This is a genomic window from Sporosarcina newyorkensis, from assembly GCF_900167515.1.
GTDB classification, from domain to species: domain Bacteria; phylum Bacillota; class Bacilli; order Bacillales_A; family Planococcaceae; genus Sporosarcina; species Sporosarcina newyorkensis.
On the sequence record NZ_FUYJ01000001.1, the window covers coordinates 278235 to 302866 of the forward strand.

The following is a 24632-nucleotide window of genomic DNA, read 5'->3' on the forward strand; positions in this document are numbered from 1 at the left end:
CAAAACGGACGAGATGATTCAGCAATGCATGTGATGCGCGGAATAGAATCGACACATGATGGGTTTGTTGCCTCTTCACGTAAACGCTTTGTTAAGAAAGATCCCACCGATACAAACCTTGATTCTTTACGCACGGAAATTGAAAATGGTTCACGCTTGCATTTGGCCAAGGGAATTACATTGCTGGAAAGTACAAAACAGAGTGATAAGCGATTAGGACAAGATATTTTGACAAAACTGTTGCCGAAGACTGGTAATTGTATTCGAATTGGCATTACAGGAGTTCCCGGTGCAGGTAAAAGTACATTTATCGAAGCCTTTGGTTTGATGCTTGCCGATATGGGCTATAAAGTCGCAGTGCTCGCGGTTGATCCTAGTTCGACGTTGACCGGCGGTAGCATATTAGGTGATAAAACCCGTATGGAGGAGCTGGCACGTCATCAAAATGCATTTATTCGGCCTTCTCCTTCCGCTGGTACACTTGGCGGGGTGCATAAGAAAACACGTGAAACGATGCTGCTTTGTGAAGCTGCGGGTTATGATGTCATCTTGATTGAAACGGTAGGCGTTGGGCAGGGTGAAACGCTCGTTCGAGGCATGGTCGATTATTTCCTGCTCCTGGTGTTAACAGGCGCAGGAGATGAACTTCAAGGGATGAAAAAAGGGATTATGGAGCTGACAGATGGCATCGTTGTCCATAAAAACGATGGAGGCAATAAGCCGCTTGTGAAGAAGACTGTCAGAGAATACAATCGTATTTTACACATGTTACAGCCGGCTTCTCCTGGCTGGACGTCCACTGCCCAGGCGGTTTCTTCCATTGAGCGAACTGGTTTGAAGGAAGTGTGGGAGACCATTCTGCAGTTTCAACAAGAGATGATCGATACGGATTATTGGCAAACTAGACGCCAACTTCAAACAAGAGATTGGTTCCACTCGATGATAAAAGATCATTTGATTGATTCGTTTTTTGCGGAACAAGGTCGGAAAACTCAAGTTAAAGGGTTGGAAGAAGAATTATTGGAAGGTACAGTCACTGTATCCGGTGCAATCGATCGATTGTTTTCTTCTTGATTACTTCTTGATTTCTAGTCTAATATGCTATGATTGAAGAGGATGGCCAATCGTTGTTTAACGGTTACGGCTATCACAATTATACGTAACAAGAAGGGAGATATTGTAAAATGACAATGAACTTTGATTTTTACATGAATGATATTACAAGCCAAGCGAGATCTGAGATGGAAGCGAGCGGCTATGAGCAATTGCAAACACCTGAACAAGTGGAGGAAGCATTCAATCGTCCAGGAACTACTCTCGTTATGGTGAATTCAGTTTGCGGCTGTGCCGGCGGAATTGCACGCCCGGCAGCTGCACATGCGGTTCATTATGATAAGCGCCCGGACCATTTGGTAACCGTATTTGCAGGGCAAGACAAAGAAGCGACAGCTCAAGCACGTATGCACTTTGGTGAAGACCATATTCCATCCTCACCTTCATTCGCACTATTGAAGGACGGAAAACTCGTCTCTGAGGTAGGTCGTTTCGAAATTGAAGGTCACGATCCAATGTCCGTCGTCGTGAACTTGCAAAGTCAGTTTGAAGAGTATTGTGAAGAACTCTAACAAGAAACAAAAGCGGAATGCGCTGTTTAGCCTCGACAGACGCTGGAGGTCCGACAGCAAAAGGCGTCTCTTTGCCTTTTGAAGTTGGACTGAAGCGATCCGAGAGGCTAGCGCATGAAGCTGGATGAAACAAAAGCGGAATGCGCTGTTTAGCTTCGACAAACGCTGGATGTCCAACAGCTGCAAAATAAAAACAGTTCGCATGTGTATACATGCGAACTGTCATTATAGCTTAAAGTAACATACTGAGGCCCATGACTAGAGTGGAAGCAACCATAGCCGCCACCATAATATAGACAACTACTTTTTGAATTTTTTTATTACTCACGCAACAAGACTCCTTACACGTTGAAATAGGTTTAGCTCTATTTTAACAGAATCATGGATTTTCACAACTAGAATGACTGTTCTATAGAAAGAATCAATTACAAGTTGCCAAGGGGAGAGATGTCCTATGAATAAGGTAGATCATATCGGGATTGCGGTTAAGAATATAGAAGAATCAATGGACTACTACATACATACACTCGGATTGGAAGTCATGGCGATTGAAGAAGTGGCGAGCCAAGGTGTCAAAGTGGCTTTTATCGATGCGCATAATGTGAAAATCGAATTGCTTGAGCCCATGACGGAAAGCAGTCCAATCGCTAAATTTATAGCTAAGCGCGGTGAAGGAGTACATCATATTGCATTTGGCGTCTCGGACATTCGCACTAGAATGAAAGAATTACATGAAAAAGGGGTTCAGCTGCTGCAAGATGAACCGAAACCTGGTGCTGGCGGAGCGGAAGTTGCGTTTTTGCATCCGAAATCATCTTATGGTGTGCTGTATGAATTATGTGAAAAGACAAAGGGGGAGTAAGGGATGGATATTTACGATAAAATTAATGAGTTGTATGACAAAAAGCGAGAAATTGAGCTGGGCGGCGGGGACGAGCGAATCATTAAGCAACATGAAAAAGGCAAGCTGACAGCGCGGGAACGAATTGAACTATTGGTGGACGAAGGATCTTTCGTGGAATTAAACCCATTCGTAGTCCATCGTACACGTGATTTTGGCATGGACAAGCAAGTAGGGCCTGGGGATGGAGTGGTAACAGGATATGCAAAAATCCACGGCCGTCCAATTTACTTGTTCTCACAAGATTTCACAGTGTTCGGTGGAGCTCTTGGAGAAATGCATGCAATGAAAATAGCGAATGTGATGGATTTGGCAGCTAAGAATGGTGCACCGTTCATTGGATTAAACGATTCGGGTGGCGCGCGAATCCAAGAAGGCGTATTATCTCTTGATGGATATGGAGAGATTTTCTATCGTAACTCGATTTATTCCGGCGTGATTCCACAAATCTCTGTTATTTTAGGGCCTTGTGCAGGTGGCGCAGTTTATTCGCCTGCTATTACGGATTTCGTCATTATGACAGATCAAACGAGCCAAATGTTTATCACAGGACCGAAAGTTATTGAAACCGTTACAGGTGAGAAAATTACTTCAGAAGGTCTTGGCGGCGCGAAAGTGCATAACACAATTAGTGGGAATGCACACTTGCGTGGTGAAAACGAGGAAGTCGTACTGAATAAGGTGCGTGATTTACTGTCCTATCTGCCGCAAAATAATAATGAAAAAACACCGGTTCAGCCATATGAAGAGCAGGATGATTACCGCGAGAATTTAGCGGACGTTGTACCTTACGAGACGATCCGTCCATATGACGTGCGTAAAGTACTTGAGCAGGTAGTGGATGAAGGTACGTTCTTTGAAATTCAACCGGAATTCGCAAAAAATGCGGTCGTTGGGTATGCACGTATGAAAGGTGAAACAGTTGGCTTCATTTGTAATCAGCCGAAAGTCATGGCTGGGGGGCTGGATATCGATTCTTCCGATAAAATCGCACGTTTTATTCGCACATGTGATTCATTCAATATTCCGTTGATCACGTTTGAAGATGTGACGGGCTTCTTCCCGGGCATCAAACAGGAACATGGGGGGATTATCCGTCACGGAGCGAAGATTCTTTACGCATATTCTGAAGCAACCGTGCCGAAAATCACATTGATTTTGCGTAAAGCATTCGGCGGTGCCTATGTCGCACTGAACTCCAAGTCCATCGGTGCAGATGTTGTCTATGCTTGGCCAAATGCTGAAGTAGCGGTTATGGGAGCAGAAGGTGCGGCAAATATCATTTTTGCGCGTGATATTGCGAAAAGTGAAGATCCGGAAGCAACTCGTACAGCGAAAATTGAGGAATACCGTGAAAAGTTCGCCAATCCATATGTAGCAGCTTCACATGGTATGATTGATGATGTCATCGATCCTCGTGAAACACGTATTAAATTATTGCAAGCATTGGAAATGATGCGCAATAAAACAGAAGACCGTCCGAAGAAAAAGCACGGCAATATACCTCTATAAATCAAGCACGCCTTAGCGTAATTGCTTCCAGATTTTGAATTGTGCAAGCCCAATTCAAAATCTGTGGAGGTATAATCTTTGTTCAGCGGGTGTTTGGACACCCACTGAACAGGAAATATACCAGCATTCATCTCAACAGCCATAGAGGTGTGAGTCTTTTGCTGAATAAAGATAAGGGAGTCTTTCTTTTGAACAAACAACGATTACTAGATGAATTTTTGGAATTAGTGAAAATTGATTCAGAGACGAAAAATGAACGACAAATTGCGGATGTCCTGACGAAGAAGTTGGAAGCGCTCGGTTTTGAAGTGACGGAAGATGATACAAGTGAAAAAACTGGTCATGGCGCAGGAAATTTAATTGCCAATTTGAAAGGCTCTATTCCTAAAGCAGATCCGATTTATTTCACTTGTCATATGGATACGGTCGTACCGGGCCAGCAGATCCAGCCGGTAGTTAAGGATGATGGATACGTCTACAGTGACGGCACAACGATTTTAGGTGCAGATGATAAAGCCGGGATTGCAGCACTTCTTGAAATGGCGAAAGTTCTTCAAGAACAAAACAAACCGCATGGCGATATTCAGTTCATTATTACGGCAGGCGAAGAAAGCGGATTGGTCGGCGCAAAAGAAATGAATCCCGATGCATTAAAAGCAAAATACGGCTTTGCAATTGATAGTGACGGGAAGGTTGGCGGAATTGTTACCGCAGCTCCTTACCAATCAAAACTATGGACAACAATTTACGGCAAAACCGCGCATGCAGGCGTAGCTCCGGAAAAAGGAATCTCTGCAATTTCACTTGCGGCTAAATCCATTGCGGGGATGAAACTTGGACGAATCGATCACGAGACGACAGCGAATATCGGACGATTTGAAGGCGGACAAGCAACGAATATTGTCTGCGAAGAAGCATTCATTCTTTCGGAAGTTCGCTCGATTAATCCTGAAAAAATGCAAAAGCAAATTGATTCCATGACAGAAAAGTTTGCAACGACTGCCAGCTCGTTAGGCGGTCAGGCGGAAACGAAGACAGAGCTGATGTATCCGGGCTTTAATTTAACTGAACAGGAACCGGTCGTACAAGTCGCAATGAAGGCGATCCGAAAAATTGGCCGGGAGCCGAACATCATGACGAGCGGCGGCGGAAGTGATGGCAATGTGTTTAACGGAATGGGTGTTCCGACAGTGACGTTATCTGTAGGATATGAAGAGATCCATACGAAAAATGAGCGCATGCCAATCGAAGAACTGAATTTGCTGACGGAATTATTGCTTGAGATTGTCGAGCAAGCGGCTACGACTGCTGAATAACAAAACTACTAAGAACTTACTTCTCCTGTATGAAAGAAGGTGCAGCTATGCAAACTGTTATTGTGCGAACTGGCAATGAAGAGTACGCGCTACCAGTAGAATCGGTCGTCTCTATCGAAAAACTTGAATACATCACACCCATTCCTCATTTACCCGATTATTTACTAGGTCTGATGAAGTCACGTGGGGAATTGGTGCCTATTTTAGATTTCAGTCAAATTCTTTATCACAAGCCAACGGCACGAGATGAAGAATCTCATGTCGTTGTGCTGGCAACTGATCAGCTGGAAGTGGGACTACTCGTGCTGGATGCGAAAGAGATACTGGATCTGCCTGAAGAAAAGTTGACTTCAACGGCTCTCAAAGCCTATTCCAAAACACCTTACTTCACGACAGTCGCGAACTTAGAAAATCGTGTAATTACTGTCATCGCCCCTAATTTATTGGCCAGTTCTCTTGCAGGTATGGATGAAATATCTGCATATGTGAACGAACAGCGCCAATCGTCAGAAACGGATTGATTGAATATCGCATGAATAGAATGTCGACATATTAAGAAAAAGCGGCAAGCTAAATTTGGCTTGCCTTTTTTCATTTCTTTGGATGTTTGATATACTATAGGGAGAGAATTCAGTGAAAGTAAGGTGTACATATGACGGATCTGATAGCAGCAAATCCACGAGTCATCATGCATCTTGATATGAATAGCTTTTTTGCTTCGGTGGAACAGGCTGCCAATCCGGCATTAAAGGGAATTCCCCTTGCGGTGGCAGGTAATCCAAAGGAGCGAAGAGGGATTTTAGTGACGTGTTCGTATGAAGCGAGGGCTTTTGGTGTCTATACTACAATGACGATAGGTGAAGCCAAGCGACTCTGTCCTAATTTACATATCGTACCGCCGCGCCATGAACTGTATCGCCAAATGTCCGATTCTGTCTTTGAAGTGCTGCGTAGTTATACAGAATGGGTAGAACCCGTTTCCATTGACGAGGCGTACATCGATACGACAGAAATCGGCGGCTTAACTCATGCTTATGAACTCGCCCGCGAAATACAGATGCGTATTTTTCAGGAACTTGACTTGCCGTGCTCAATCGGTATTGCACCCAATAAATTTTTGGCGAAAACAGCTTCCGACATGAAAAAACCAATGGGTATAACCATTTTGCGGAAGCGTGAAGTAGCAAGAAAACTGTGGCCGTTGCCTGTCCTCGAAATGCATGGCATTGGAAAGCGAACTGAAGAAAAGTTGCATAGTGCAGGTATCCATACAATCGGGGAACTTGCGGTCGCTGAAAAATTAAAAATAGAAGCACTTCTAGGAAAGAATGGTATGCGCCTGCAGCAATGTGCAAATGGAGTCGATACACGACCGGTCGATCCGGAACGTGCGGATGAACGCAAAAGTATTGGGAGCTCCACTACATTACCCGTTGACCTCACGGAAATGGAGGACTGCATTCCTATATTCGAAAGACTGGCAGCCAAAGTGGCGACCCGGCTAGCTGTTAAATCACTGGCAGGCGTCACCATCTCAATCCAAATCCGCTATGCGGACTGGCAAAACACCACGAGAAGCCGAACCATTCATCAGCCTGTCTATCTAGCTGAAGACATTACAAAAATTGCTTTGGAGTTATTTCGTAGACATTGGAACAATGAACCTATCCGCCTTCTGGGTGTCACTGTCGGCAATCTCATCGAACGAAATGAGATGGTCGAGCAACTAACCTTCGATAACTTCGAACAGCAAGAAAAGGAATACCAAATGGATCAACTTGTATCCAGCCTAACCGACCGCTTCGGAGAGGGAGTCATTAAAAAAGGTTGGACAAATAAATAGAAAGGAGCCTGACTAAATGGATATTGAATTTTTAGGCACAGGAGCCGGAATGCCTTCCAAACAGCGAAACACTTCCTCACTTGTTCTGGACCTTACAGATGAAAATAGAGAAAACTGGCTATTCGACTGTGGTGAGGCAACCCAGCACCAAATGCTTTACAGCGCAATCAAGCCAAGGAAAATCACGAAAATTTTCATTACCCATTTGCATGGCGACCATATTTTTGGTTTACCAGGATTTCTCAGCTCACGCGCATTTTTAGGTGGTGAAGCCTCGGTCGATTTATACGGTCCGGCTGGGTTAAAAGAATGGCTCCAGCACACCTATCAAATCACCGGCACTCATCTGCCTTACGAGCTAAACATCCATGAAGTAGCAGATGGACTGATTTTTGAAAGCGATCAATTTAAAGTGTATGCAATGGAAGTCCAGCACGTCGTAAAAAGCTACGGGTATCGGATCGAGCAGAAAGATTTGCCGGGCACGTTATTGATTGACCGAGCCATTGAACAAGGGGTTCCAAAAGGTCCGTTGTTGCAGCGCTTGAAAGAAGGTCAGGATATCGAACTGGACAACGGCAAGACAGTGTTCAGCCGAGACGTGACGTCGGAACGGAAAAATGGCTTTATCATTACCGTGATTGGAGACACATCCTATTGTCAATCATCCATCGATCTTGCCCAAAATGCAGACATTCTCATTCATGAGGCCACATTTACAAAGGAATATGCAAAAGGTGCTCGGGAATACGGTCATTCAACGATCGTCGATGCAGCTCAAATTGCAAAAGAAGCACATGTCAAAAATTTGATTGTCAATCATATTAGTGCTCGCTTTATGCCAGGTGAAATGGCCGCATTTTTTGCTGAAGGCGAAGCGGTGTTTCCGCAGTTGTCCATCGCAGAAGATTTCATGCGTTTTCAATGGAAGAACGGCCAGTTGACTTGCCTGACAAAAAAATAAGCATCCATGCCCGCCTTAGGGGATGGATGCTTGTTTTTCTATTAGGTTAATGCACCTAACTCGCGTGATCTTGCCTCCGCGCTGTTGATGCAATCTGCAATCACCGATTTGAATTGACGATCTTCCAGTGCTCGCAATCCGGCAGCTGTCGTGCCGCCTGGACTCGTAACATTCGTGCGTAACGTACTAGGTTCTTCGCCGGTTGTTTTCAGCATAGCCGCAGCACCTTCAAGTGTTTGTACGATTAGTTCACGGGCATCATGAGCTTCCAAACCTCTTGCAACAGCAGCTTCTTCCAATGCCTCGACTAAGTAATAAATATAAGCGGGACCGCTGCCGGAAAGAGCCGTCACCACATGTAGATCATCTTCCTCCACCACTTTGACGATGCCGATCGCACCGAGCAGGCTAAGGATCGACTGCTTCATTTCAATAGAAACTTCGTCATTGAATGCGATGCCGCTAGCCGATTTTCCGATCGTTGCGGAAGTATTCGGCATTGAACGGGCGATGGGGCGTTTACCAAGACCTTGTTCAAATGTGTCAATCGAGGTTCCCGCAATGACTGAAAGAATTGCTGTGCTGTCGGCTAGGAACGGATGTATATCAGCCATGACTTGCTGAATATCTTTTGGTTTCGTTGCCAAAACAACCAAGTCGATTTCTTCCATGAACGAGCGATCTTCGCATACTTTCGTGATGCCGTAACGAGATTCCAAATCACATAGCCTATTCGCATCGGAACGATTCATTACATAGATTTGTTTGCCGGGGAGTACGTCCTGTTCCACGATTCCCGCAATAATTGCTTCCGCCATCGAACCGGCGCCTACAAATAAAACTTTCTCCATTTCTATCCATCCTTACTGCTCGTACGTTTTTATTTTCACTGAATTATGTCATGCACCTAACGAAATGTCAAACAGAGGTCGGATGGGCCGTCAGCTGTCAATAAACAGATAGACGATGAATAAAACAACTAAGACACTGATCGATACTAGAACTACCTTTAAAATACTAATAGGATAGTTTCCTGATACTTTACCTGTTTGCCCATTCACTATAAATTGATAGACCTTTTGATTGAATTGAAACGATGAAATCCATAATGGCAGCAAGACATGTTTATATGTAATATCCGAGTAATCGGTCGAGACATTCACGACCTCGACAATATCACCCGCAATGCTTCCTTCGATTCCATTGATGATCCGCTGTTTCATATAATCCTGTGCTTCCGTGAATCCTTGTTGCAGGGAGACAGAGTAGCGTTCTGCCAAAAATCCAGACATATAATCTACTTTGTAATCCGTTAAGCTGGCCATTTGGAAAGGCTGCACTTTTTGCAGTAATTTAGGTTCTACTCTAGTAGAGGCTTTTATGAGCACATCATCGAAAAATTTTCGATAAATCCCGCTCTCCCTATGCCAGCGGATTTTACGCACTTGCTCCGTCACTTGTTTTGCCTTGCCATCCTCATAAACGGTACGCGTCTCTGTAACGTAATAATAATTTCCTACACGTACAACATAACGGGAACTGGTCTCGCTATCATATGTCCAGTAGGGTAGATAGGCTCCTGAAATTTTTTGAAGACGATAGGACACTTTTAGTTTTGAAGGTGCAAAGAAATGTCCTTTGATCCATTCCTTGAATTTGGCATGTGCTTCATCTTTGGAAATGTGGAAAGGGATCATGAGCCCTGGTTGGATGCCCGCATCTTTTTCAGTTACCGCAATATGCGATGATCCGCAAAATGAACAGAAGTCTGCTATGGCATTTGCATCGAGAACAGACTCAGCACCGCAGCTATCACAGGAAAAGACTCGCTTATCTTCTTGCCATAAGTGATAAAGACTGTCGCCGGCTGCATTAAAGTCCAGCTCGACATTGTGCTTACTCGTAGCTTCAATCGCCATCTCATGACTGCATGAAGGGCATTTCAACCCTCCTGTCTCTGGATCGAACTTTGTATTACTACCGCAAGAAGGACACTTGATATTCTCTGTTTCTTCAACGATTGTGGATGATTGTTCATCTAATGAAGTCAACATTCATCCCTCACTTCGCGTCCAATGTCTCACCGCACTCAGCGCAAAATTTCGCGTTTGGTAGGTTCGCATGTGAGCACGCTGGACAGATCTTTTCGGTAATTTGCGCGGCACCGCATTCATTGCAAAACTTTGCATTTTTCGGAATCTGCGCTTCACATTTGACGCATGAGACTTTTTCAGTTTCAACAGATTTCCCGCATTGACCGCAAAATTTTGCATCTGCATTAATGGTAGCTTGACAATGTGGGCAGGATTTCGTTGCAGGGGCAGTGGTTTGTGTGGGTTGAGTATTCGGTGCCATCGCATTTGCCATAACCTGACCCATTGAAACACCTGCGCCCATTCCCATACCTGCCCCCGCCAAACCGCTGGAATCGTTCTTTGCTACATCCCGAATTGCTTCTGCCGCCTGATACTGCTGGTATTGCTGCATATCGCCAAGGACGCCCATTGTCGTCCGTTTATCCATCGCCTGTTCGACCTCTTTAGGAAGTGAAAGGTTTTCAATATAAAGGGACGTGATGTCAAATCCGAATGAAGAGAAACGCGGCATCATCTTTTGCTTGCCTTGTTCGCTTAGTTCATCGTAATGCATCGCTAAATCGAGTGCCGGTATTTGGGACTCTGCAAATAAGTCGGATAGCCCCGAAATAATCATTTTCTTCAACTGACCTTCAACAGAATTCGTATCATAGGAGCTGTTCGTACCGAATAATTCGCGTAAGAACACAACTGGCTCAGATACCCGATATGAATAAATTCCATAGCCGCGAAGACGGATCATACCGAAATCCGGGTCACGCATCATAATCGGATTGGACGTACCCCATTTCTGGTTAATAAATTGCTTCGTATTGATAAAGTACACTTCTGCTTTAAAAGGTGAATCAAAGCCATATTTCCAAGACTTTAACTTCGTCAGGATCGGCATGTTTTGTGTATAGAGAATATGTCTGCCAGGAGTGAATACGTCCGCAATTTCACCTTCATTCACCATAATTGCGACTTGTGATTCCCGGACTGTCAGTTCTGCGCCCATTTTGATTTCATTATTGTGAACTGGAAACTGATAAACTAGTGTATTGGCATCTTGATCCTGCCATTCGATTACTTCAATAAATTGGTTTTTGAAAAAGTTGAAAATCCCCATTGAAACCCCTCCATTTAGACAGCATATTGCAAATACCGCTATTTCTTGTAGTATACCATACGAAGAATAAACGATTTGGTTTCAACTACATGTAAATATTTCAAAAATAACGAGAATGGATACGTGACGCATAGGAAAATAAAGAGTACAATGTACTGAACAGTCATTCATTTCAAGGGGGAACTTTCTTATGATAGAAAAGATTATAACACCTACTCCATTTGCAGTCGGAGATGTGAATTGTTTCTTACTAAAAGGCGATACACTGACTTTAGTCGATGCAGGGACGAAGACACCAGAGGCATACGAAGCACTGCAACATAGATTACGAGAAATCGGTTACTCATTCAAGGACATAGAACAAGTTTTCGTTACCCATCATCATCCCGATCATTGCGGGTGGATTGAAGCATTCGATCGTGCAGAAGTACTCGGCCATCCCTACCTCAATTATTGGCTGACGCGCGATCAAGATTTTCTGGATCGACATGATCGATTTTATGAAAATTCTCTTCATGAAGAAGGCGTGCCTGAAGAATATTCTAAATGGATAAAAAGATTTCGTCGCTCTGTCGATTTTATGGGTAATCGTCCTGTCGATCGGATGGTGAATGAAGGGGATGATTTGCCGGGCCATCCGGGCTGGAAAGTGCAAGAATCATTAGGTCATGCACAGAGTCATTTATCGCTTTGGAATGAACAAGAGGGAATCTTAATCGGTGGCGATCTTTTATTGGAAAAGGTTTCGTCCAATCCGCTGATCGAACCACCTTTTAGAAAAGAAGAAGACCGGCCTCGGGCGTTGCTTCAATATAACGCATCACTTGAACGTTTACTCGATTTGCCCGTCAACATTGTTTATGGAGGGCATGCCGGAGAAGTCCATAACGCACATTCGCTTATCAAGGAACGCTTGGAGAAGCAGAATGATCGGGCGATGAAAGTGCTCGGCATGCTGCGTGAACAGCCACAGACCGTTTTTGAAGTGACCAAACGCTTGTTTCCGGCAGTGTATGAAAAAGAGCTTGGATTAACATTGTCCGAAACGATTGGTCAGCTTGATTATTTGATTTCCAAGGAATTGATTAGGGAAACGGCAGATGAGTCGGGAGTTCATCAATATGCCAGCTGTTAAATCCATCTTAATTACCGGTGCAACGAGCGGGGTCGGTTTTGAACTGGCCAGGCGACTGGCATCGGTAAAAGGGATGCGCGTAATGGCTACTGGTCGCAATACGAAAGCGCTGCAAGAACTGCAGCAAGTAGGGGTGGAAGGTTTTTGTGCTGATTTGCGGGATGCCAAACAACTGGACTGGCTCGTGTCACGTATAGGCGAAGTGCCGGATGTAATCGTTTATTCAGCAGGAGTTGGCAGATTTAATTTCGCTCATGAAGCATCCGACGAAGAGATGGCAGAAATGCTTGAAACGAACGTGCTTGTTCCGATGCAACTGACGAAACGTTTGCTGCCTGCTATGATGGAACGAAAAAGCGGACACTTGCTGTTCATCGGTTCGCAGGCGGGGAAAGTCGCAACACCCAAAACATCGGTCTATGCGGCGACGAAACATGCACTTATTGGCTATACGAATGCATTAAGAATGGAAGCGGCTCCGTATCATTTGGATGTATCAGTCATTCATCCTGGACCGATAGATACACCGTTTATCGAATTAGCGGATCAAACAGGAAAGTATAAGCAAGCTTTGGGGTCCCAACTGCTCTCCATCGATACGGTAGTGCGTGCTGTCATACAGACGATTCGTGAACCGAGGCGAGAAGTAAACTTACCTAAAGTTATGGGTCTGACCAGTAAACTATATGCTCTTGCTCCTTCTTTAGTAGAAGTTATTGGACGTCCTTTTTTCTATAAGAAGTAACTGGATAGTTAGAAAGTGAAGAAAATGCTTACGTTGTTATTATGTAAGCATTTTTTTGCGCATAATAATATTATGTAAACTAGCATTGTCTCGATGGAGAAACCATCTGCAGAATGATATCGTCATAAAGGCTGGGTGCTGAAGGGCGCATCCGGCTTTTTGTTTGGATTTTGACAATCCATTATAAACGTCTTAATGTTACAATGAATGATATAATGAAGGAATCATATTCAATTGAGAATATTTTTTGACAGCCATGATTATTGATGGAGGGATCCCAAAGTGAAAACTGATACAAAACTACAAAAAGATGCGATGAAAGTATTGAAAGAAACAAGCCGCACATTTTTTATTCCAATTAAACTTCTTGAACCTGAAGTAAGAGAAGCTGTAGCATCCGCTTATTTGTGCATGCGGGCCATCGATGAAATTGAAGATCATGAACAAATGGGTGTTGCGGATGTCGTAACGTTACTGAACAAAGTCAGCGAACTACTGGAAAATAAAATCGCAACAGGCGCACCCATTGCGGAAGCGCTGGACAAGCTATTTGCTCCTTATCAATCGCAATTGCCGGAAGTGACATTGCGCCTTGCCGATTGGGTGGAATTTTGCCCTGACACGGTCACCGATAAAGTACTTGAATCGACTGCGATTATGGGCAGAGGCATGGCGAAGTGGGCAGAAAAAGATTGGGTGATCCATACGCGTGAAGACTTAGAAGATTATACATACTACGTTGCGGGATTGGTAGGTGTCATGCTGACGGATATTTGGAGTTGGTATGATGGAACCGAAACAGATCGTGATTTGGCAATTGGCTTTGGAAGAGGCTTACAGTCTGTCAATATCCTGCGTAACTATAAAGAAGACGCGGAGCGCGATGTGAACTTCTTCCCGGACGGTTGGAAACTGGATGAAATGTTCCGCTTTGCAGAAGAGAACTTGGCGTTAGCGGATGAATATATTCAAGACATCGAGACGAAAACGATCCTGAACTTCTGTAAGATACCGTTAGCTTTGGCGCACGGTACATTGGATGCGCTGAAAGAAGGTCGGGAGAAAATGTCTCGGACTGAAGTGATGGTTGTCGTGAATCAAGCGATGCGTTCTAAATAAGACGAATGATACGAGTAAAGTGGAGATGGCGATGCTGGATTTATTCATTAGTAAATACGAATGAGTCGACAAGATCCTAGCTTTCGCTTTCTTGCTGACTCGTTTTTGTTTTTTTGACAAACAGCACTTATCACATTAGAGGGGTGTTTGTAATGAATGTATTAATCGTTGAAGATGATCAAGCTATCCAAAAGTTTTTACAAAATGCATTAGAAACGTTACCACAAGTATTTAATGTTTATCTTACAGACAGCGCGGCAAAAGCTATGAATTTGGCACAAGATATTAAAATAGATTTCTTTATTGTGGATATTCAGCTAGTTGATTACAAGGGAACGGACTTAGTCAAACAGTTACGCACCATGCCCGCTTATATGTATACTCCTATTGTTTTTGAAACGGCTGTTTTAACGGAAGAATTGTATGCATACCGAGAGCTTAAATGTTTTTATTATTTAGTGAAGCCGTTTACTCAGTTAGAATGCCAAAAGGTGATCCAAGATGTCTTGCAGTATTTGTCACACTTTGAGATGGATGAGGGAAAGATCCGTATTGAACAGAAAGGATTCATTTTTGAGTACCTATTAAAAGATTTGTTTTATATCGAATCTTTTGGTAAGAAAATTTGTTTACATATAAAACGTGATGGAATCTTACTGAATGAAATGATCTCAAGTTATTCATTAAAGGCTAGCATGGAATTACTAGATGATCGGTTTGTGCAAGTACATAAAAGCTTTATTATCAATCAAGACATGGTAGAACAAATAGATAAAGTGGGGCAAACAATCCGTTTACGAGGCGTAGATACCCTTATTCCAATTGGCTTAAAATATCGTCAGTATATCTTATAGGAGGAAATAGTATGAGCATTCTATCAGATATTCTGGCTCTTTGGCTTATTACCTGTTTGTTTTTCCGTGAACCCATCAAATTTAAATGGGCACACGTATTCTGGGTGAGCATCATTTCATTATTTTGTTTGCTAAGTGATACCGATGAGCGAGGGTTAATCATGACGCTTAAGGGGCTTGGAGTTTTACCTGTGCAATATGTACCTGGTCTGATTGGTTTTTGTTTTCTTACACTCGTAGCGAATAGTTATCTATTTAAGCGTAGTCACTTAACCATTCTTTTGATGACAATGCTCAGTTTAATGGTCTGGATGATGGTCCGAATGCAAGCAGTCTTGTTGACGATGCTTTTACCGCTAGAAATCGATTGGAATCATTTGATTTGCTTAGCTGTGGTACTAGGTCTTGTTTTCTTCATTCGCAGACATTTTGCCTATACAGAATTCGAACAAATGACATTGATGCAACAGCTATTCATGAGTATAATCTTTTTTTCCTTTTTGGGTATGTATCTGTTCCAAACAACAGAAATTACTCAATTGGGTAGCTGGCTTATGCTGTTAGGATCGATCTTTGTCTTTTTATTACTAACGTGGTTATTTTTTGAACAAAAGAAACAACACGCGTTGAAAGCCCGAATCTTAGCTACAGAAAAATATTTACCGATTATTGACGAGCTAGTACTAGAGGTTCGTGCGAGACAGCATGAATTTTCTAATAAAATGTTGGCTATTTCAAGTATTCTTGAAACGGCTAATACGTTAGAAGAGGCAAAGCATGAAATTACTCGTTACACTGGAAATGTAAAAATGCTTTCTCATCAACAACAACTGTTAACGATGGATCATAAAATTGTTGCTGGTTTTTTATATACAAAAGTAAAAAGAGCCGAACAAATGGGGATTCAGGTAGTGATAGATAATTCCATCTCGCTTCATGAAATGGCTTGTGAAGACGTGGATTTAATTGAGGTGCTCGGCATTTTACTTGATAATGCCTTTGATGCTAGTCAAAGTGGAGACACTGTATATGTCACGCTTAAGCAAGAAGAAAATCAATATATGTTACAAGTAAGCAATCCATCACCTTATATTTCAAACGATCATTTCCTAAAGATGTTCGATATTGGATTTTCAACGAAAAAAGGCATGCGAGGTTTTGGGTTGCACAATGTCCAACAAATTGCCAAACAATATAAGGCTCATATTCTTTTGAAAAATGAGCAGAGGACGGGAAACTATGTCACAATTGGTTTACGTTTTCAGGAATAAACGAAGGTTTTACGGGAATGAAAATATTTTCATTCCCGTAAAACCTTTCTTTGTTCTATAACCATTGTAGCCAGTAAACGGCTTCGTTATAGTGAGGGCAGGAAGGAGGAATAAAGCTTGAAGCGATTAATTAGGAATGAATGGCGGAAAGTAAGAGTGGCAGTCGGTTTCACAGCCGTACTTGCTATGCTAGCCGCTATAATCTGTACATTAATTATTTACAAAAATTATGCATTAGAGGCACAACTGGAAGTGTATGAGGTGGGTTTTGAGATCTTTAATCTAATTTTCCCGTTGCTTGCAGTCATTCCCACAGGTTGGCTTATGTATTTTGAGCGCAAAAATGGATTTATTAACTATACGCTACCACGTGTGAATAAAAAGAACTATGTATTTTCGAAATGGATCGTAAGTGCAGGAAGCGGATACTTAGTTGTTTTCTGCGTTTCGATGATAAGTGTACTTGTTGCATTATATGTTGTCCCACCCATTACGGTCCAATTGTCATTGGTTAATCCTGAAACAGGTGAGTTGATGGGAAAAATTGTACAAACTCATATTTATGGAGAGCAATTTTTGGAGCAGCCTTTCCTATATGGTCTGCTATTAAGTTTATGGAAAGGCATTATAGGTGCATTGGTTGCAACACTAGGGTTTGTATTTAGTTTATATAGCCAAAACTTATTTGTTATTTTAACAGGACCTTTTGTTTATGTATTACTAGAGAATTTTTGTTGGTCTGTTTTTGGACTTGAGAAGTATCGTTTGGTTACGGCTTTTGAACCGTCACTTGTGTGGGTAGAAGCTATTTCATGGACCAGTTTTGTCACGGGACCTGTTTTGCTTTTATTAGTTATTCTCGGATATCTTGTGTACAAACGAAAAATAGTAAATGCACGCATTTATGAATTGTAGGTGAACATATGAAAATGCTCATTCAGCAGCATTTGAAATTAGTAATGACGAAATCTCTTTTGCTTGTAGTGATCATTTTCGCATTGACTGCAGTAGCAGACCGCAAAACTTACGAAGGAAATTTCAGTTTGTTTGTTCTTCATCTCATGACGAATCACTATATCATAATTTTTATTATGACGCCGGTTTTCTTCCTGTGCGTATCAAAATTATATACAATGCCACGTATGTTTGAATTAATCCGTATGAAAAAGTTTTATCGTTTTATGTTTATGAGATGGGTAACAATCACGCTGTTTTCTACTGTATTTGTAGGGATTATTGGTATGATTTCACTAGTGGTCTCAATTGGATTGCCTATGAGAAATGACTGGCATAGCTCGCTGGATGCAGATATGATGCAGTACTATATGGGTACATTTAGTAGCCCGTTACAAGGTATTCTTTATACCGTGTTATTTTTAGTCACGGGTTACAGTTTCATTGGCTGTACATTTGTAACTATGGCACACTTTTTCTCAAGAAAAGCTACTTATTTTTGTATCGTATTTTTATACATCCTTATGATATTATCTATCAAAGTGCCCTGGGTCGAAAAGATACCTTTCATCACAATCAATCGTTATATTGTGTTACATCATAACTATTCTGGGGATTACCCGCTTTGGTGGACACTTATAGCGATAGTCATACTAAGTCTCTTGCAAATTTTTTGCATTGTACAGTTTTGGCACTGGACACCAGCATATCCTAAAAAGTTAAAAAAGGGATTGTTCTATTATTACACTCGTATCTTCTGGATACCTAGATTAGTGCTGGTTTGGTGTGCAAGTTTAGTTATTTTAGCAGTGACAAAGGCAATATTTAGTGAGGAAACATTGAATGAGTATGTAATACGTTTCTTTTACGGATTACCCCTAGGTTCTATACATGTCATGACATGGTTGGAACAAATGATTTATATCGGAACACCGATTTATATGTTCAGTATATTTTTGCAGTCATGGTATCATCCAAGAAATATGGCATTGTTTATACGTATACGAAAGAAATCCATATGGGGAACAACTGTTTTAGGTCATATACTATTAGTAGCAGTTGTCTATGTTGTATTGTCAGTCGCCATTTTGTTACTTGTAGGTATATCTTTTGATAAAATTTTGATGATCGATTGGCATTTACTGACATATGTTATCCTTATTAAAATACTAGAATTATGTTGCATGCTGACGTTAGTATTCTTGTTATTTATTGTAACCAATCGAGTGACATGGTCATTTCTAGCTAGCATGAGTTTGTATCTATTGAATGTGTTTCCAGTAAGTTGGTTGTCGTACAATGTGGCAGGGATTGGTCAATTAGCACGTATAGAGGAAATGGGAAGAACGATGTTAGACATGTCGAGTAGTGGTTTTATTGCCCTCATCTGTATGATTGGCATTATAAAATGGAAAACGTATAAATATTTTGAGAGAGGGTGAAATGGGTGGTATATGCAATTGAATTACAAGATATATCAAAACAATTTTCAGGTCACGAAGTATTAAAAAATATTCAATTAAAGATTGGACAAGGTCAAACGGTTGGGATTGTCGGTGGGAATGGTAGCGGTAAATCAGTTCTATTTAAATTGATATGTGGATTTGTTGTGCCGACTAGTGGGCAAATAAAAATACGACAGCAAGTTCTAGGAGAACAAATCGATTTTCCGGAAGGTGTAGGCGTCTTTATCAACGAACCTGGCTACATCGAACTTTTTAGTGGCTTTAAAAATCTACAATACTTGGCTGCCATTACGAATCGTATTACCGATAAGCAGATCGAGAAGGCGATGCAATTAGTTGGCTTAAACCCTAAAAATAAGGCAAAAGTAAAGGATTACTCCCTGGGTATGAAACAAAAGTTAGGAATTGCACAAGCTATTATGGAAAATCAAGATATTTTAATTTTAGATGAACCTTTCAACGCACTGGATTATAAGACATATCAAGACGTAAAAGAAATTATTAAACACTTAAAAGAACAGCAGAAGACCATATTACTGACAAGTCACCATTTTGCTGATATTGAAGAGTTATGTGATGAAATATTTGTTATCGAAGATGGTGAATTGATCCCTTTAACAGATCATTATAAAAAACAATTTATGAAAAAATAGGTTTTATGAATTTGGGCGGATGTAAATTAGTACAATTAGAAGTTGGAAGTAGGCGGATTTTTTAAAGGACTTTTACTTAATAGGAGCATGTTTTGGGGGAAAACCTCAAAATGTGCTTTTTTTGTTTGCTTCTTAAACAAATGGAGTTGAGATCCAATATATTTCAGCTTGCCTTATTTCATGCTGTTTTAGTCTTACCGTGCTTCTGATCTATTCTTTTTAAATTAGTTGAATAATGTTTCCTGTTTGTATATAGTGTATATATAGAACATATACATTGTGCGGTTCGAATTTAAAAAACGATCAAATATTGAAGTAGAGAGGAGATGGGTCCAATTGTTAGGCACAGTAAAAACATTTCCTACTAAGCGAGCGAAACGCTGGATGCTCACCATTGGAATATTTTTAATTGTTCAGTTGGTCTTTATTGCTGTGGATGGCACGTTCCTTGAACCAAACATAAACGATAGCGGCAACTTGTTCGCCAGGACAGGAAGGTGGATTTTGAACTTAAAAATCTTTACAGAATGGATCACTCTGTATTCCTATCCATTTTTTAATATGTTTACAATCATCCATATTCTGGCGATATTCATTCAAGCGATACAGGACATTCATTCTATTATATTTTCAAAAAAATAGTGAAGAGGGATTGGCATGCAAATAATCATTTCCAATAGTTCAAAGGAGCCAATTTATGAACAAATCACGAATCAAATTAAATCGTCTATTTTAGCAGGAGAACTGAAGGAGGGGGATGTAATACCTTCCATGCGAAAACTCGCAAAGGATTTACACATCAGTGTAATAACGACGAAACGGGCCTATGAGGAATTGGAGAAGGCAGGTTTTATCTATTCGATTGTCGGAAAGGGATCTTTTGTCGCTGAGCAAAATTTAGAGATGATACGAGAGAAGAAGTTAAAGGTCATTGAGGAGCAACTTAGTATGGTCATAGCGAATAGCAGGGAGATTGGCCTGTCGACTGAGGAGCTGCAACAATTATTGAACATTTTATCCGAGGAGTGAAATGAATGGAAAATGTGGTTGAATTAAAAAATGTCACGAAGAAATTCAAAGGTTTTTCCGTAGAAAATATTGATTTGCAGGTAAAGAAAGGTTTTGTAACGGGATTCATTGGAGCCAATGGAGCTGGTAAGTCGACAACGATAAAAATGATCATGAATCTACTAAAACCGGATACCGGGGAAATTAAAATATTCGGGTTGGACTATCAGACACATGAGAAGGAGATCAAGGAGCGTATTGGATTTGTCTACGATGGCAATGTATTTTTTGAAGGACTGAATTTAAAGGATATAAAACGCATCGTTGCGCCGGCTTACAAACATTGGGATGATACGTTGTTTGAGCAATTTGTGGACCAATTTGAACTACCGCTTAATAAAGCAATAAAAACATTCTCAAAAGGGATGCAAATGAAGGCTTCATTAGCGATCGCGCTCTCACATCATGCAGAGCTGATTATTATGGATGAACCGACAGCAGGCTTAGATCCCATTTTCAGACGCGAGTTGCTGAATCTTTTACAGGAATTCATGGTGGACGGCAATCGGACGATTTTTTTCTCTACTCATATTACAACTGATTTAGACCGCATCGCAGATTATATAGCTTTCCTGCAGAGAGGCGAATTAGTATTTAATCAATCGATTCACGATGTAGCTGAAAACTATGCGCTCGTTAAGGGAAGGGTGGAACTGCTGGATCGAGATACAGAAAAGGCCTTCGTTCATATACATCGTGCGCCGACAGGATTTGAGGCATTAACGAATAATGTGAATGCGGTGAATAATACGTTCGGGAATTCGGTTGTCATTGAACGGGCATCATTGGAAGATATCATGTATTACATGAAAGGAAGAGAGAGCTATGTTTAATTTGATCAGACGAGATGTCATACTTCAGAAAAGGCTGCTGTTAACCTTTATTCCTTTTATCGCATTCTTTATTATTATGGACTCACATCCAGCCCTGATTTTTCTCGTTGCCAGTATTTTCATTCCCTTTAATGCGTATGGTTATGATGAAAAAGCGGAGACGAATATACTATTAAATTCTTTACCTTACACGCGCAGGGAAATTATCGCGTCACGCTATCTTGGCGCTATCATCTATATGATATTAGCTATTGGGGTGACGAGTCTGGCACTATTTGCTTTGGATAAATCATTTACGATGACTGATATTGCGATTGGTGGCGGCTTATTCTTATTATTTTCCGCGTTTACCTTTCCGTTATTCCATATATTTAAACCGGGTAATATTACAACGGTTGTTCTTATTGGCTTTATCCTTTTGACAGGTGTCGTACCGCCTATTGTGATGTTTTTTGCTGAACATTTAACAGCGATCACTGATTTTATTGTCAACGTACCCACTACATATTTATATTGGGGCGCTGCAGCTATTATCCTGGTAGCTTATACTGTATCTTGGGGAGTTACCACTACCATTTACCAACGAAAAGCATTCTAATTGAATTTTTTATTTTAGAAATCTGCTGAGTGAATTAGCCTCCGCAGGTTTCTTTTCTTTGTGAATTAAACATTTTTGAGAATGCTAAAATTAAAGATATTTCGATAAATACTGCATGCCTATGGTAGACTAGCAATAAGATATTCAACTAAATTACAATATTTATTACTATACTCTCTAAAAGTAACTAAATACTTTAAAAGTGTATTAATACACTTTTAGTGTAAAAGGGGTGTTTAGATGAATAAACAAACGGTAATTGATCTAGTGTTACCTAGGCTGAAGTTGATTCGTACAGAAATGGATTATACGCAAGATCAGATGGCGGATATATTAGGGATTTCGAAGAAGACTCTTGTGCAACTGGAGAAAGGTCGTCAAGAGTTGAGTTGGACGGTTGCTGTGGCGATTTGCGCGTTGTTTAGGGAAAGTGCCTTGCTGCGCTCTGTCCTAGGGGATGATCCGATAGAGTTGGCCGAGATTGCTGTACATCCAGAGGTCCGTATACGTGAGCTCGCAACAAGTGGAACTGTCAATTGGTGGACGGAGATCGGGCAATGGCAGCATTATAAGCTCCAACAACATACGACGGGCGGTCATTACCGGATTATTGGGGAAGAGGATAGGCGGCTCTTCAGCACTGCGGATCGAGAAAAAGCGTTAACGGAATTTAAGAAATATATGGATATAACATCTTAGTTATTTCGATATAATTACGAAATTGATTATATGAAAATAGTTTATTTGTTTTATTGGAATAATAAAACCGGCTACCTGTGTTATGAGGTTGCCGGTTCTTCTATTTCAAATGAAAATTTTTGTGTGGTGGTAAATTCACCATTCTTGAATGTTCGCTCTTCAAAATATACGCGGTCGTCTGAATCTATTAAAACTACGGTTGTGCAACGAGTCCCATACCCTTCAGAAGCAATGAATATGGAGGATAGCAAACTTTCCAACTCTTCGCCCGCCCCTGTATCAGGCAGTTGTTCAAGTGGAAAGCCTTCCGCCCGCTGCATCATTTCGAACAAGATATCGACATCGATTTTATCTGCAGTTTTCGTATAATCGCGCAAAAGCCTTTTCGTTTCTTCGACTTTTGGCCAAGGTGTATCGAGCAATGCGTTGCTAAGTCCGTATGTGCCTGTTGTTAGATACCTGATTGACTGTTCCATATTTGAGTAATAAAACAGTTCTTCGCTTGACCCGGCCAATACATTGAAACCAGTGTACTCGTCATGATTTGCATGCAGTTGTTCCATAAATTCACGTGGCGGAGTCTGTGATTGTAAATAGGAAGAGACAATATGCCCTCGTGATTGTTTTCCTTTGATCGGAAGTGAGAAGTCACGAAAATTGGTTAACGCAGCAATTTTACCTTGTTTATTGACGCCCAGCCAAGTTCCCATTTGTTCTAAGTCTCGCCCCGCTAAGATATCCGGATGGTCTTGCCAAAATTCGGCGGGAGCCGTCGGGCGATCATACGCTTCGTCTCGATTTGCCATGAGGATGAGCTTGTATTTTGGATGGTTCTGTAATTGGAAAGCTAGTAGACACATTCTATCGAACCTCGCCTTTTATGTAGTTTTGGTTAGTGTACCATGTAAACGCTAGCTAGATAAATTTTCTTGTTTTGTTAACAGACATTCATTCGTTTCGTTTGGATATTTTAAAACGCAGAATGAAAATGTTTGTTTTTTTATTGACACGCTGATATGTTGAAGCTATTATAATCAATATAATGCAAACGAATCGTGAATGTGTTTGCTTAAAAATCAACTTTAATTGGATGTGTTTAGTAATGGATCTGTCTGAACTTTTTTGGAATGCCACGATGCCAGAATTAAAACAAGGCTATATTTTGGAAAAAGACTGTTACATTTGCTTGCTGTGTGGCAAGGAAGTTGAGAAGGGAATTATTTACCCTTCTGAAAATATCCTCTATGAAGCGGAGAGATATATGAGGCTGCATATTGAACGTACTCACGGATCGGTATTTGATTATTTGATCGGTTTGGATAAGAAATTGACTGGTCTTACAAGTCATCAAAGCCAGCTTCTTCATCTCTTTTATCAAGGCAGGAATGATAAAGACGTACAGCAGACGTTAGGGATCGGCAGTACGTCTACTGTACGGCATCATCGCTTTGTCTTGAAAGAGAAGGAACGTCAAGCGAAGACGTTTTTAGCGATGATGGAATTACTGAAAGAAAAGGACGAATATGCACCAGCTTTCATACCGCCTCATACGACGGCTAAAATGGTCGATGACCGATACGCTGTGACGGAAAAAGAAAAACAGGAGACCATTAAGAAGTTTTTCCCTGATGGAACGACAGGACGGTTAGAGAAATTCCCGCCAAAAGAAAAACAGCGCCTAATTGTTCTGCGGGAGCTTACGAAGCGATTTGACAATGAAGTCACTTACAGTGAACAGGAAACAAATTGTATTTTAGAAGAAGTTTATGAAGATTATGTGCTGATCAGAAGGTATTTAATCGAGTATGGATTACTGGACCGTACGTCAGATGGGAGTCAATATTGGCTGAAATCATAATGAGGAAGCAGGAG

27 protein-coding genes are annotated in these 24632 nt (G+C 41.3%); 22 read left to right on the forward strand and 5 right to left on the reverse strand.

Annotated features, from left to right (window positions below; genetic code table 11):
* Positions 1–24 precede the first annotated feature (24 nt).
* Both meaB and B5D59_RS01505 read left to right on the forward strand, forming a co-directional pair.
* Positions 25–1074: a methylmalonyl Co-A mutase-associated GTPase MeaB gene (meaB, locus tag B5D59_RS01500; protein WP_009496768.1), complete on the forward strand. Its 1050-nt coding sequence runs from the start codon at positions 25–27 to the stop codon at positions 1072–1074.
* Between the two features lie 110 nt (positions 1075–1184).
* Positions 1185–1625 carry a BrxA/BrxB family bacilliredoxin gene (locus B5D59_RS01505; RefSeq protein ID WP_009496767.1) on the forward strand — a complete coding sequence of 147 codons (441 nt, stop codon included), beginning with the start codon at positions 1185–1187 and terminating at the stop codon, positions 1623–1625.
* A gap of 232 nt (positions 1626–1857) precedes the next feature.
* Here the strand turns inward: B5D59_RS01505 and prli42 are convergent, their stop codons facing one another.
* The gene (gene prli42, locus B5D59_RS18095; protein WP_150103610.1) at positions 1858–1953 is read right to left on the reverse strand and encodes a stressosome-associated protein Prli42; all 96 of its coding nucleotides are present in this window, start codon (positions 1951–1953) and stop codon (positions 1858–1860) included.
* A 126-nt stretch (positions 1954–2079) separates the two neighbouring features.
* Between prli42 and mce the strand changes: the two genes are divergently transcribed.
* From mce to rnz, 6 genes are all read left to right on the forward strand, one after another.
* Positions 2080–2487: a methylmalonyl-CoA epimerase gene (gene mce, locus B5D59_RS01510; protein ID WP_078816591.1), complete on the forward strand. Its 408-nt coding sequence runs from the start codon at positions 2080–2082 to the stop codon at positions 2485–2487.
* 3 nt (positions 2488–2490) lie between these two features.
* The gene (locus tag B5D59_RS01515; RefSeq protein WP_009496765.1) at positions 2491–4038 is read left to right on the forward strand and encodes an acyl-CoA carboxylase subunit beta; all 1548 of its coding nucleotides are present in this window, start codon (positions 2491–2493) and stop codon (positions 4036–4038) included.
* Between the two features lie 188 nt (positions 4039–4226).
* Positions 4227–5354, forward strand: coding sequence for a M20/M25/M40 family metallo-hydrolase (locus B5D59_RS01520; protein WP_078817003.1), 1128 nt, complete (start codon positions 4227–4229; stop codon positions 5352–5354).
* A 47-nt stretch (positions 5355–5401) separates the two neighbouring features.
* Positions 5402–5875, forward strand: a complete 474-nt coding sequence (locus B5D59_RS01525; protein ID WP_245799411.1) for a chemotaxis protein CheW — start codon at positions 5402–5404, stop codon at positions 5873–5875.
* Between the two features lie 131 nt (positions 5876–6006).
* Positions 6007–7197 (forward strand): DNA polymerase IV, encoded by a 1191-nt coding sequence (locus tag B5D59_RS01530; protein ID WP_078816593.1) that lies wholly within the window; start codon positions 6007–6009, stop codon positions 7195–7197.
* Positions 7198–7213: 16 nt separating this feature from the next.
* A complete protein-coding gene (gene rnz / locus B5D59_RS01535) occupies positions 7214–8161 on the forward strand; it encodes a ribonuclease Z (protein ID WP_078816594.1) in 948 nt (315 codons plus the stop codon).
* 41 nt (positions 8162–8202) lie between these two features.
* Here the strand turns inward: rnz and proC are convergent, their stop codons facing one another.
* The 3 genes from proC to B5D59_RS01550 all read right to left on the reverse strand — a co-directional run bounded on the left by proC (position 8203) and on the right by B5D59_RS01550 (position 11365).
* A complete protein-coding gene (gene proC / locus B5D59_RS01540; RefSeq protein WP_078816595.1) occupies positions 8203–9012 on the reverse strand; it encodes a pyrroline-5-carboxylate reductase in 810 nt (269 codons plus the stop codon).
* Positions 9013–9102: 90 nt separating this feature from the next.
* Positions 9103–10215: a TFIIB-type zinc ribbon-containing protein gene (locus tag B5D59_RS01545; RefSeq protein ID WP_078816596.1), complete on the reverse strand. Its 1113-nt coding sequence runs from the start codon at positions 10213–10215 to the stop codon at positions 9103–9105.
* Between the two features lie 7 nt (positions 10216–10222).
* Positions 10223–11365 carry an SPFH domain-containing protein gene (locus B5D59_RS01550; protein ID WP_078816597.1) on the reverse strand — a complete coding sequence of 381 codons (1143 nt, stop codon included), beginning with the start codon at positions 11363–11365 and terminating at the stop codon, positions 10223–10225.
* 190 nt (positions 11366–11555) lie between these two features.
* Between B5D59_RS01550 and B5D59_RS01555 the strand changes: the two genes are divergently transcribed.
* The 13 genes from B5D59_RS01555 (at position 11556) to B5D59_RS01615 (ending at position 22760) form a co-directional block, all read left to right on the forward strand.
* Positions 11556–12500 carry an MBL fold metallo-hydrolase gene (locus tag B5D59_RS01555; protein ID WP_078816598.1) on the forward strand — a complete coding sequence of 315 codons (945 nt, stop codon included), beginning with the start codon at positions 11556–11558 and terminating at the stop codon, positions 12498–12500.
* Positions 12487–13245: an SDR family NAD(P)-dependent oxidoreductase gene (locus B5D59_RS01560; protein ID WP_078816599.1), complete on the forward strand. Its 759-nt coding sequence runs from the start codon at positions 12487–12489 to the stop codon at positions 13243–13245. Before B5D59_RS01555 ends, B5D59_RS01560 begins: the two co-directional genes overlap by 14 nt.
* 282 nt (positions 13246–13527) lie before the next feature.
* Entirely contained in the window at positions 13528–14364 is an 837-nt protein-coding gene (locus B5D59_RS01565) for a squalene/phytoene synthase family protein (protein WP_139365923.1), read from the forward strand.
* Positions 14365–14516: 152 nt separating this feature from the next.
* Positions 14517–15218: a LytR/AlgR family response regulator transcription factor gene (locus B5D59_RS01570; protein WP_009496742.1), complete on the forward strand. Its 702-nt coding sequence runs from the start codon at positions 14517–14519 to the stop codon at positions 15216–15218.
* An 11-nt stretch (positions 15219–15229) separates the two neighbouring features.
* On the forward strand, positions 15230–16489 hold the full coding sequence (locus B5D59_RS01575; protein ID WP_078816600.1) for a sensor histidine kinase: 1260 nt from the start codon (positions 15230–15232) through the stop codon (positions 16487–16489).
* A 117-nt stretch (positions 16490–16606) separates the two neighbouring features.
* The gene (locus tag B5D59_RS01580; protein WP_078816601.1) at positions 16607–17404 is read left to right on the forward strand and encodes a hypothetical protein; all 798 of its coding nucleotides are present in this window, start codon (positions 16607–16609) and stop codon (positions 17402–17404) included.
* Between the two features lie 8 nt (positions 17405–17412).
* On the forward strand, positions 17413–18885 hold the full coding sequence (locus B5D59_RS01585) for a hypothetical protein (protein ID WP_139365924.1): 1473 nt from the start codon (positions 17413–17415) through the stop codon (positions 18883–18885).
* A gap of 5 nt (positions 18886–18890) precedes the next feature.
* Positions 18891–19562 (forward strand): ABC transporter ATP-binding protein, encoded by a 672-nt coding sequence (locus B5D59_RS01590; RefSeq protein WP_139365925.1) that lies wholly within the window; start codon positions 18891–18893, stop codon positions 19560–19562.
* A gap of 336 nt (positions 19563–19898) precedes the next feature.
* On the forward strand, positions 19899–20204 hold the full coding sequence (locus B5D59_RS01595) for a YfzA family protein (protein WP_078816603.1): 306 nt from the start codon (positions 19899–19901) through the stop codon (positions 20202–20204).
* 15 nt (positions 20205–20219) lie between these two features.
* The gene (locus B5D59_RS01600) at positions 20220–20591 is read left to right on the forward strand and encodes a GntR family transcriptional regulator (protein ID WP_078816604.1); all 372 of its coding nucleotides are present in this window, start codon (positions 20220–20222) and stop codon (positions 20589–20591) included.
* 5 nt (positions 20592–20596) lie between these two features.
* Positions 20597–21463 (forward strand): ABC transporter ATP-binding protein, encoded by an 867-nt coding sequence (locus tag B5D59_RS01605; protein ID WP_009496723.1) that lies wholly within the window; start codon positions 20597–20599, stop codon positions 21461–21463.
* The gene (locus tag B5D59_RS01610) at positions 21456–22061 is read left to right on the forward strand and encodes an ABC-2 transporter permease (RefSeq protein WP_078816605.1); all 606 of its coding nucleotides are present in this window, start codon (positions 21456–21458) and stop codon (positions 22059–22061) included. Before B5D59_RS01605 ends, B5D59_RS01610 begins: the two co-directional genes overlap by 8 nt.
* Before the next feature lie 240 nt (positions 22062–22301).
* The gene (locus B5D59_RS01615) at positions 22302–22760 is read left to right on the forward strand and encodes a helix-turn-helix transcriptional regulator (RefSeq protein ID WP_078816606.1); all 459 of its coding nucleotides are present in this window, start codon (positions 22302–22304) and stop codon (positions 22758–22760) included.
* A gap of 80 nt (positions 22761–22840) precedes the next feature.
* Here the strand turns inward: B5D59_RS01615 and B5D59_RS01620 are convergent, their stop codons facing one another.
* Positions 22841–23620, reverse strand: coding sequence for an NRDE family protein (locus tag B5D59_RS01620; protein ID WP_078816607.1), 780 nt, complete (start codon positions 23618–23620; stop codon positions 22841–22843).
* A 242-nt stretch (positions 23621–23862) separates the two neighbouring features.
* Between B5D59_RS01620 and B5D59_RS01625 the strand changes: the two genes are divergently transcribed.
* Positions 23863–24618: a DUF2087 domain-containing protein gene (locus B5D59_RS01625; RefSeq protein ID WP_078816608.1), complete on the forward strand. Its 756-nt coding sequence runs from the start codon at positions 23863–23865 to the stop codon at positions 24616–24618.
* The last annotated feature ends 14 nt before the right edge of the window (positions 24619–24632 follow it).

Bases quoted from the DNA above. Each gene is read 5' to 3' on its own strand.
- meaB (WP_009496768.1), top strand. From the start codon at position 25: ATGCATGTGATGCGCGGAATAGAATCGACACATGATGGGTTTGTTGCC.
- B5D59_RS01505 (WP_009496767.1), top strand. From the start codon at position 1,185: ATGACAATGAACTTTGATTTTTACATGAATGATATTACAAGCCAAGCG.
- mce (WP_078816591.1), top strand. From the start codon at position 2,080: ATGAATAAGGTAGATCATATCGGGATTGCGGTTAAGAATATAGAAGAA.
- B5D59_RS01515 (WP_009496765.1), top strand. From the start codon at position 2,491: ATGGATATTTACGATAAAATTAATGAGTTGTATGACAAAAAGCGAGAA.
- B5D59_RS01525 (WP_245799411.1), top strand. From the start codon at position 5,402: ATGCAAACTGTTATTGTGCGAACTGGCAATGAAGAGTACGCGCTACCA.
- B5D59_RS01530 (WP_078816593.1), top strand. From the start codon at position 6,007: ATGACGGATCTGATAGCAGCAAATCCACGAGTCATCATGCATCTTGAT.
- rnz (WP_078816594.1), top strand. From the start codon at position 7,214: ATGGATATTGAATTTTTAGGCACAGGAGCCGGAATGCCTTCCAAACAG.
- proC (WP_078816595.1), bottom strand. From the start codon at position 9,012: ATGGAGAAAGTTTTATTTGTAGGCGCCGGTTCGATGGCGGAAGCAATT.
- B5D59_RS01545 (WP_078816596.1), bottom strand. From the start codon at position 10,215: ATGTTGACTTCATTAGATGAACAATCATCCACAATCGTTGAAGAAACA.
- B5D59_RS01550 (WP_078816597.1), bottom strand. From the start codon at position 11,365: ATGGGGATTTTCAACTTTTTCAAAAACCAATTTATTGAAGTAATCGAA.
- B5D59_RS01555 (WP_078816598.1), top strand. From the start codon at position 11,556: ATGATAGAAAAGATTATAACACCTACTCCATTTGCAGTCGGAGATGTG.
- B5D59_RS01560 (WP_078816599.1), top strand. From the start codon at position 12,487: ATGCCAGCTGTTAAATCCATCTTAATTACCGGTGCAACGAGCGGGGTC.
- B5D59_RS01570 (WP_009496742.1), top strand. From the start codon at position 14,517: ATGAATGTATTAATCGTTGAAGATGATCAAGCTATCCAAAAGTTTTTA.
- B5D59_RS01575 (WP_078816600.1), top strand. From the start codon at position 15,230: ATGAGCATTCTATCAGATATTCTGGCTCTTTGGCTTATTACCTGTTTG.
- B5D59_RS01585 (WP_139365924.1), top strand. From the start codon at position 17,413: ATGAAAATGCTCATTCAGCAGCATTTGAAATTAGTAATGACGAAATCT.
- B5D59_RS01600 (WP_078816604.1), top strand. From the start codon at position 20,220: ATGCAAATAATCATTTCCAATAGTTCAAAGGAGCCAATTTATGAACAA.
- B5D59_RS01605 (WP_009496723.1), top strand. From the start codon at position 20,597: ATGGAAAATGTGGTTGAATTAAAAAATGTCACGAAGAAATTCAAAGGT.
- B5D59_RS01610 (WP_078816605.1), top strand. From the start codon at position 21,456: ATGTTTAATTTGATCAGACGAGATGTCATACTTCAGAAAAGGCTGCTG.
- B5D59_RS01615 (WP_078816606.1), top strand. From the start codon at position 22,302: ATGAATAAACAAACGGTAATTGATCTAGTGTTACCTAGGCTGAAGTTG.
- B5D59_RS01620 (WP_078816607.1), bottom strand. From the start codon at position 23,620: ATGTGTCTACTAGCTTTCCAATTACAGAACCATCCAAAATACAAGCTC.
- B5D59_RS01625 (WP_078816608.1), top strand. From the start codon at position 23,863: ATGGATCTGTCTGAACTTTTTTGGAATGCCACGATGCCAGAATTAAAA.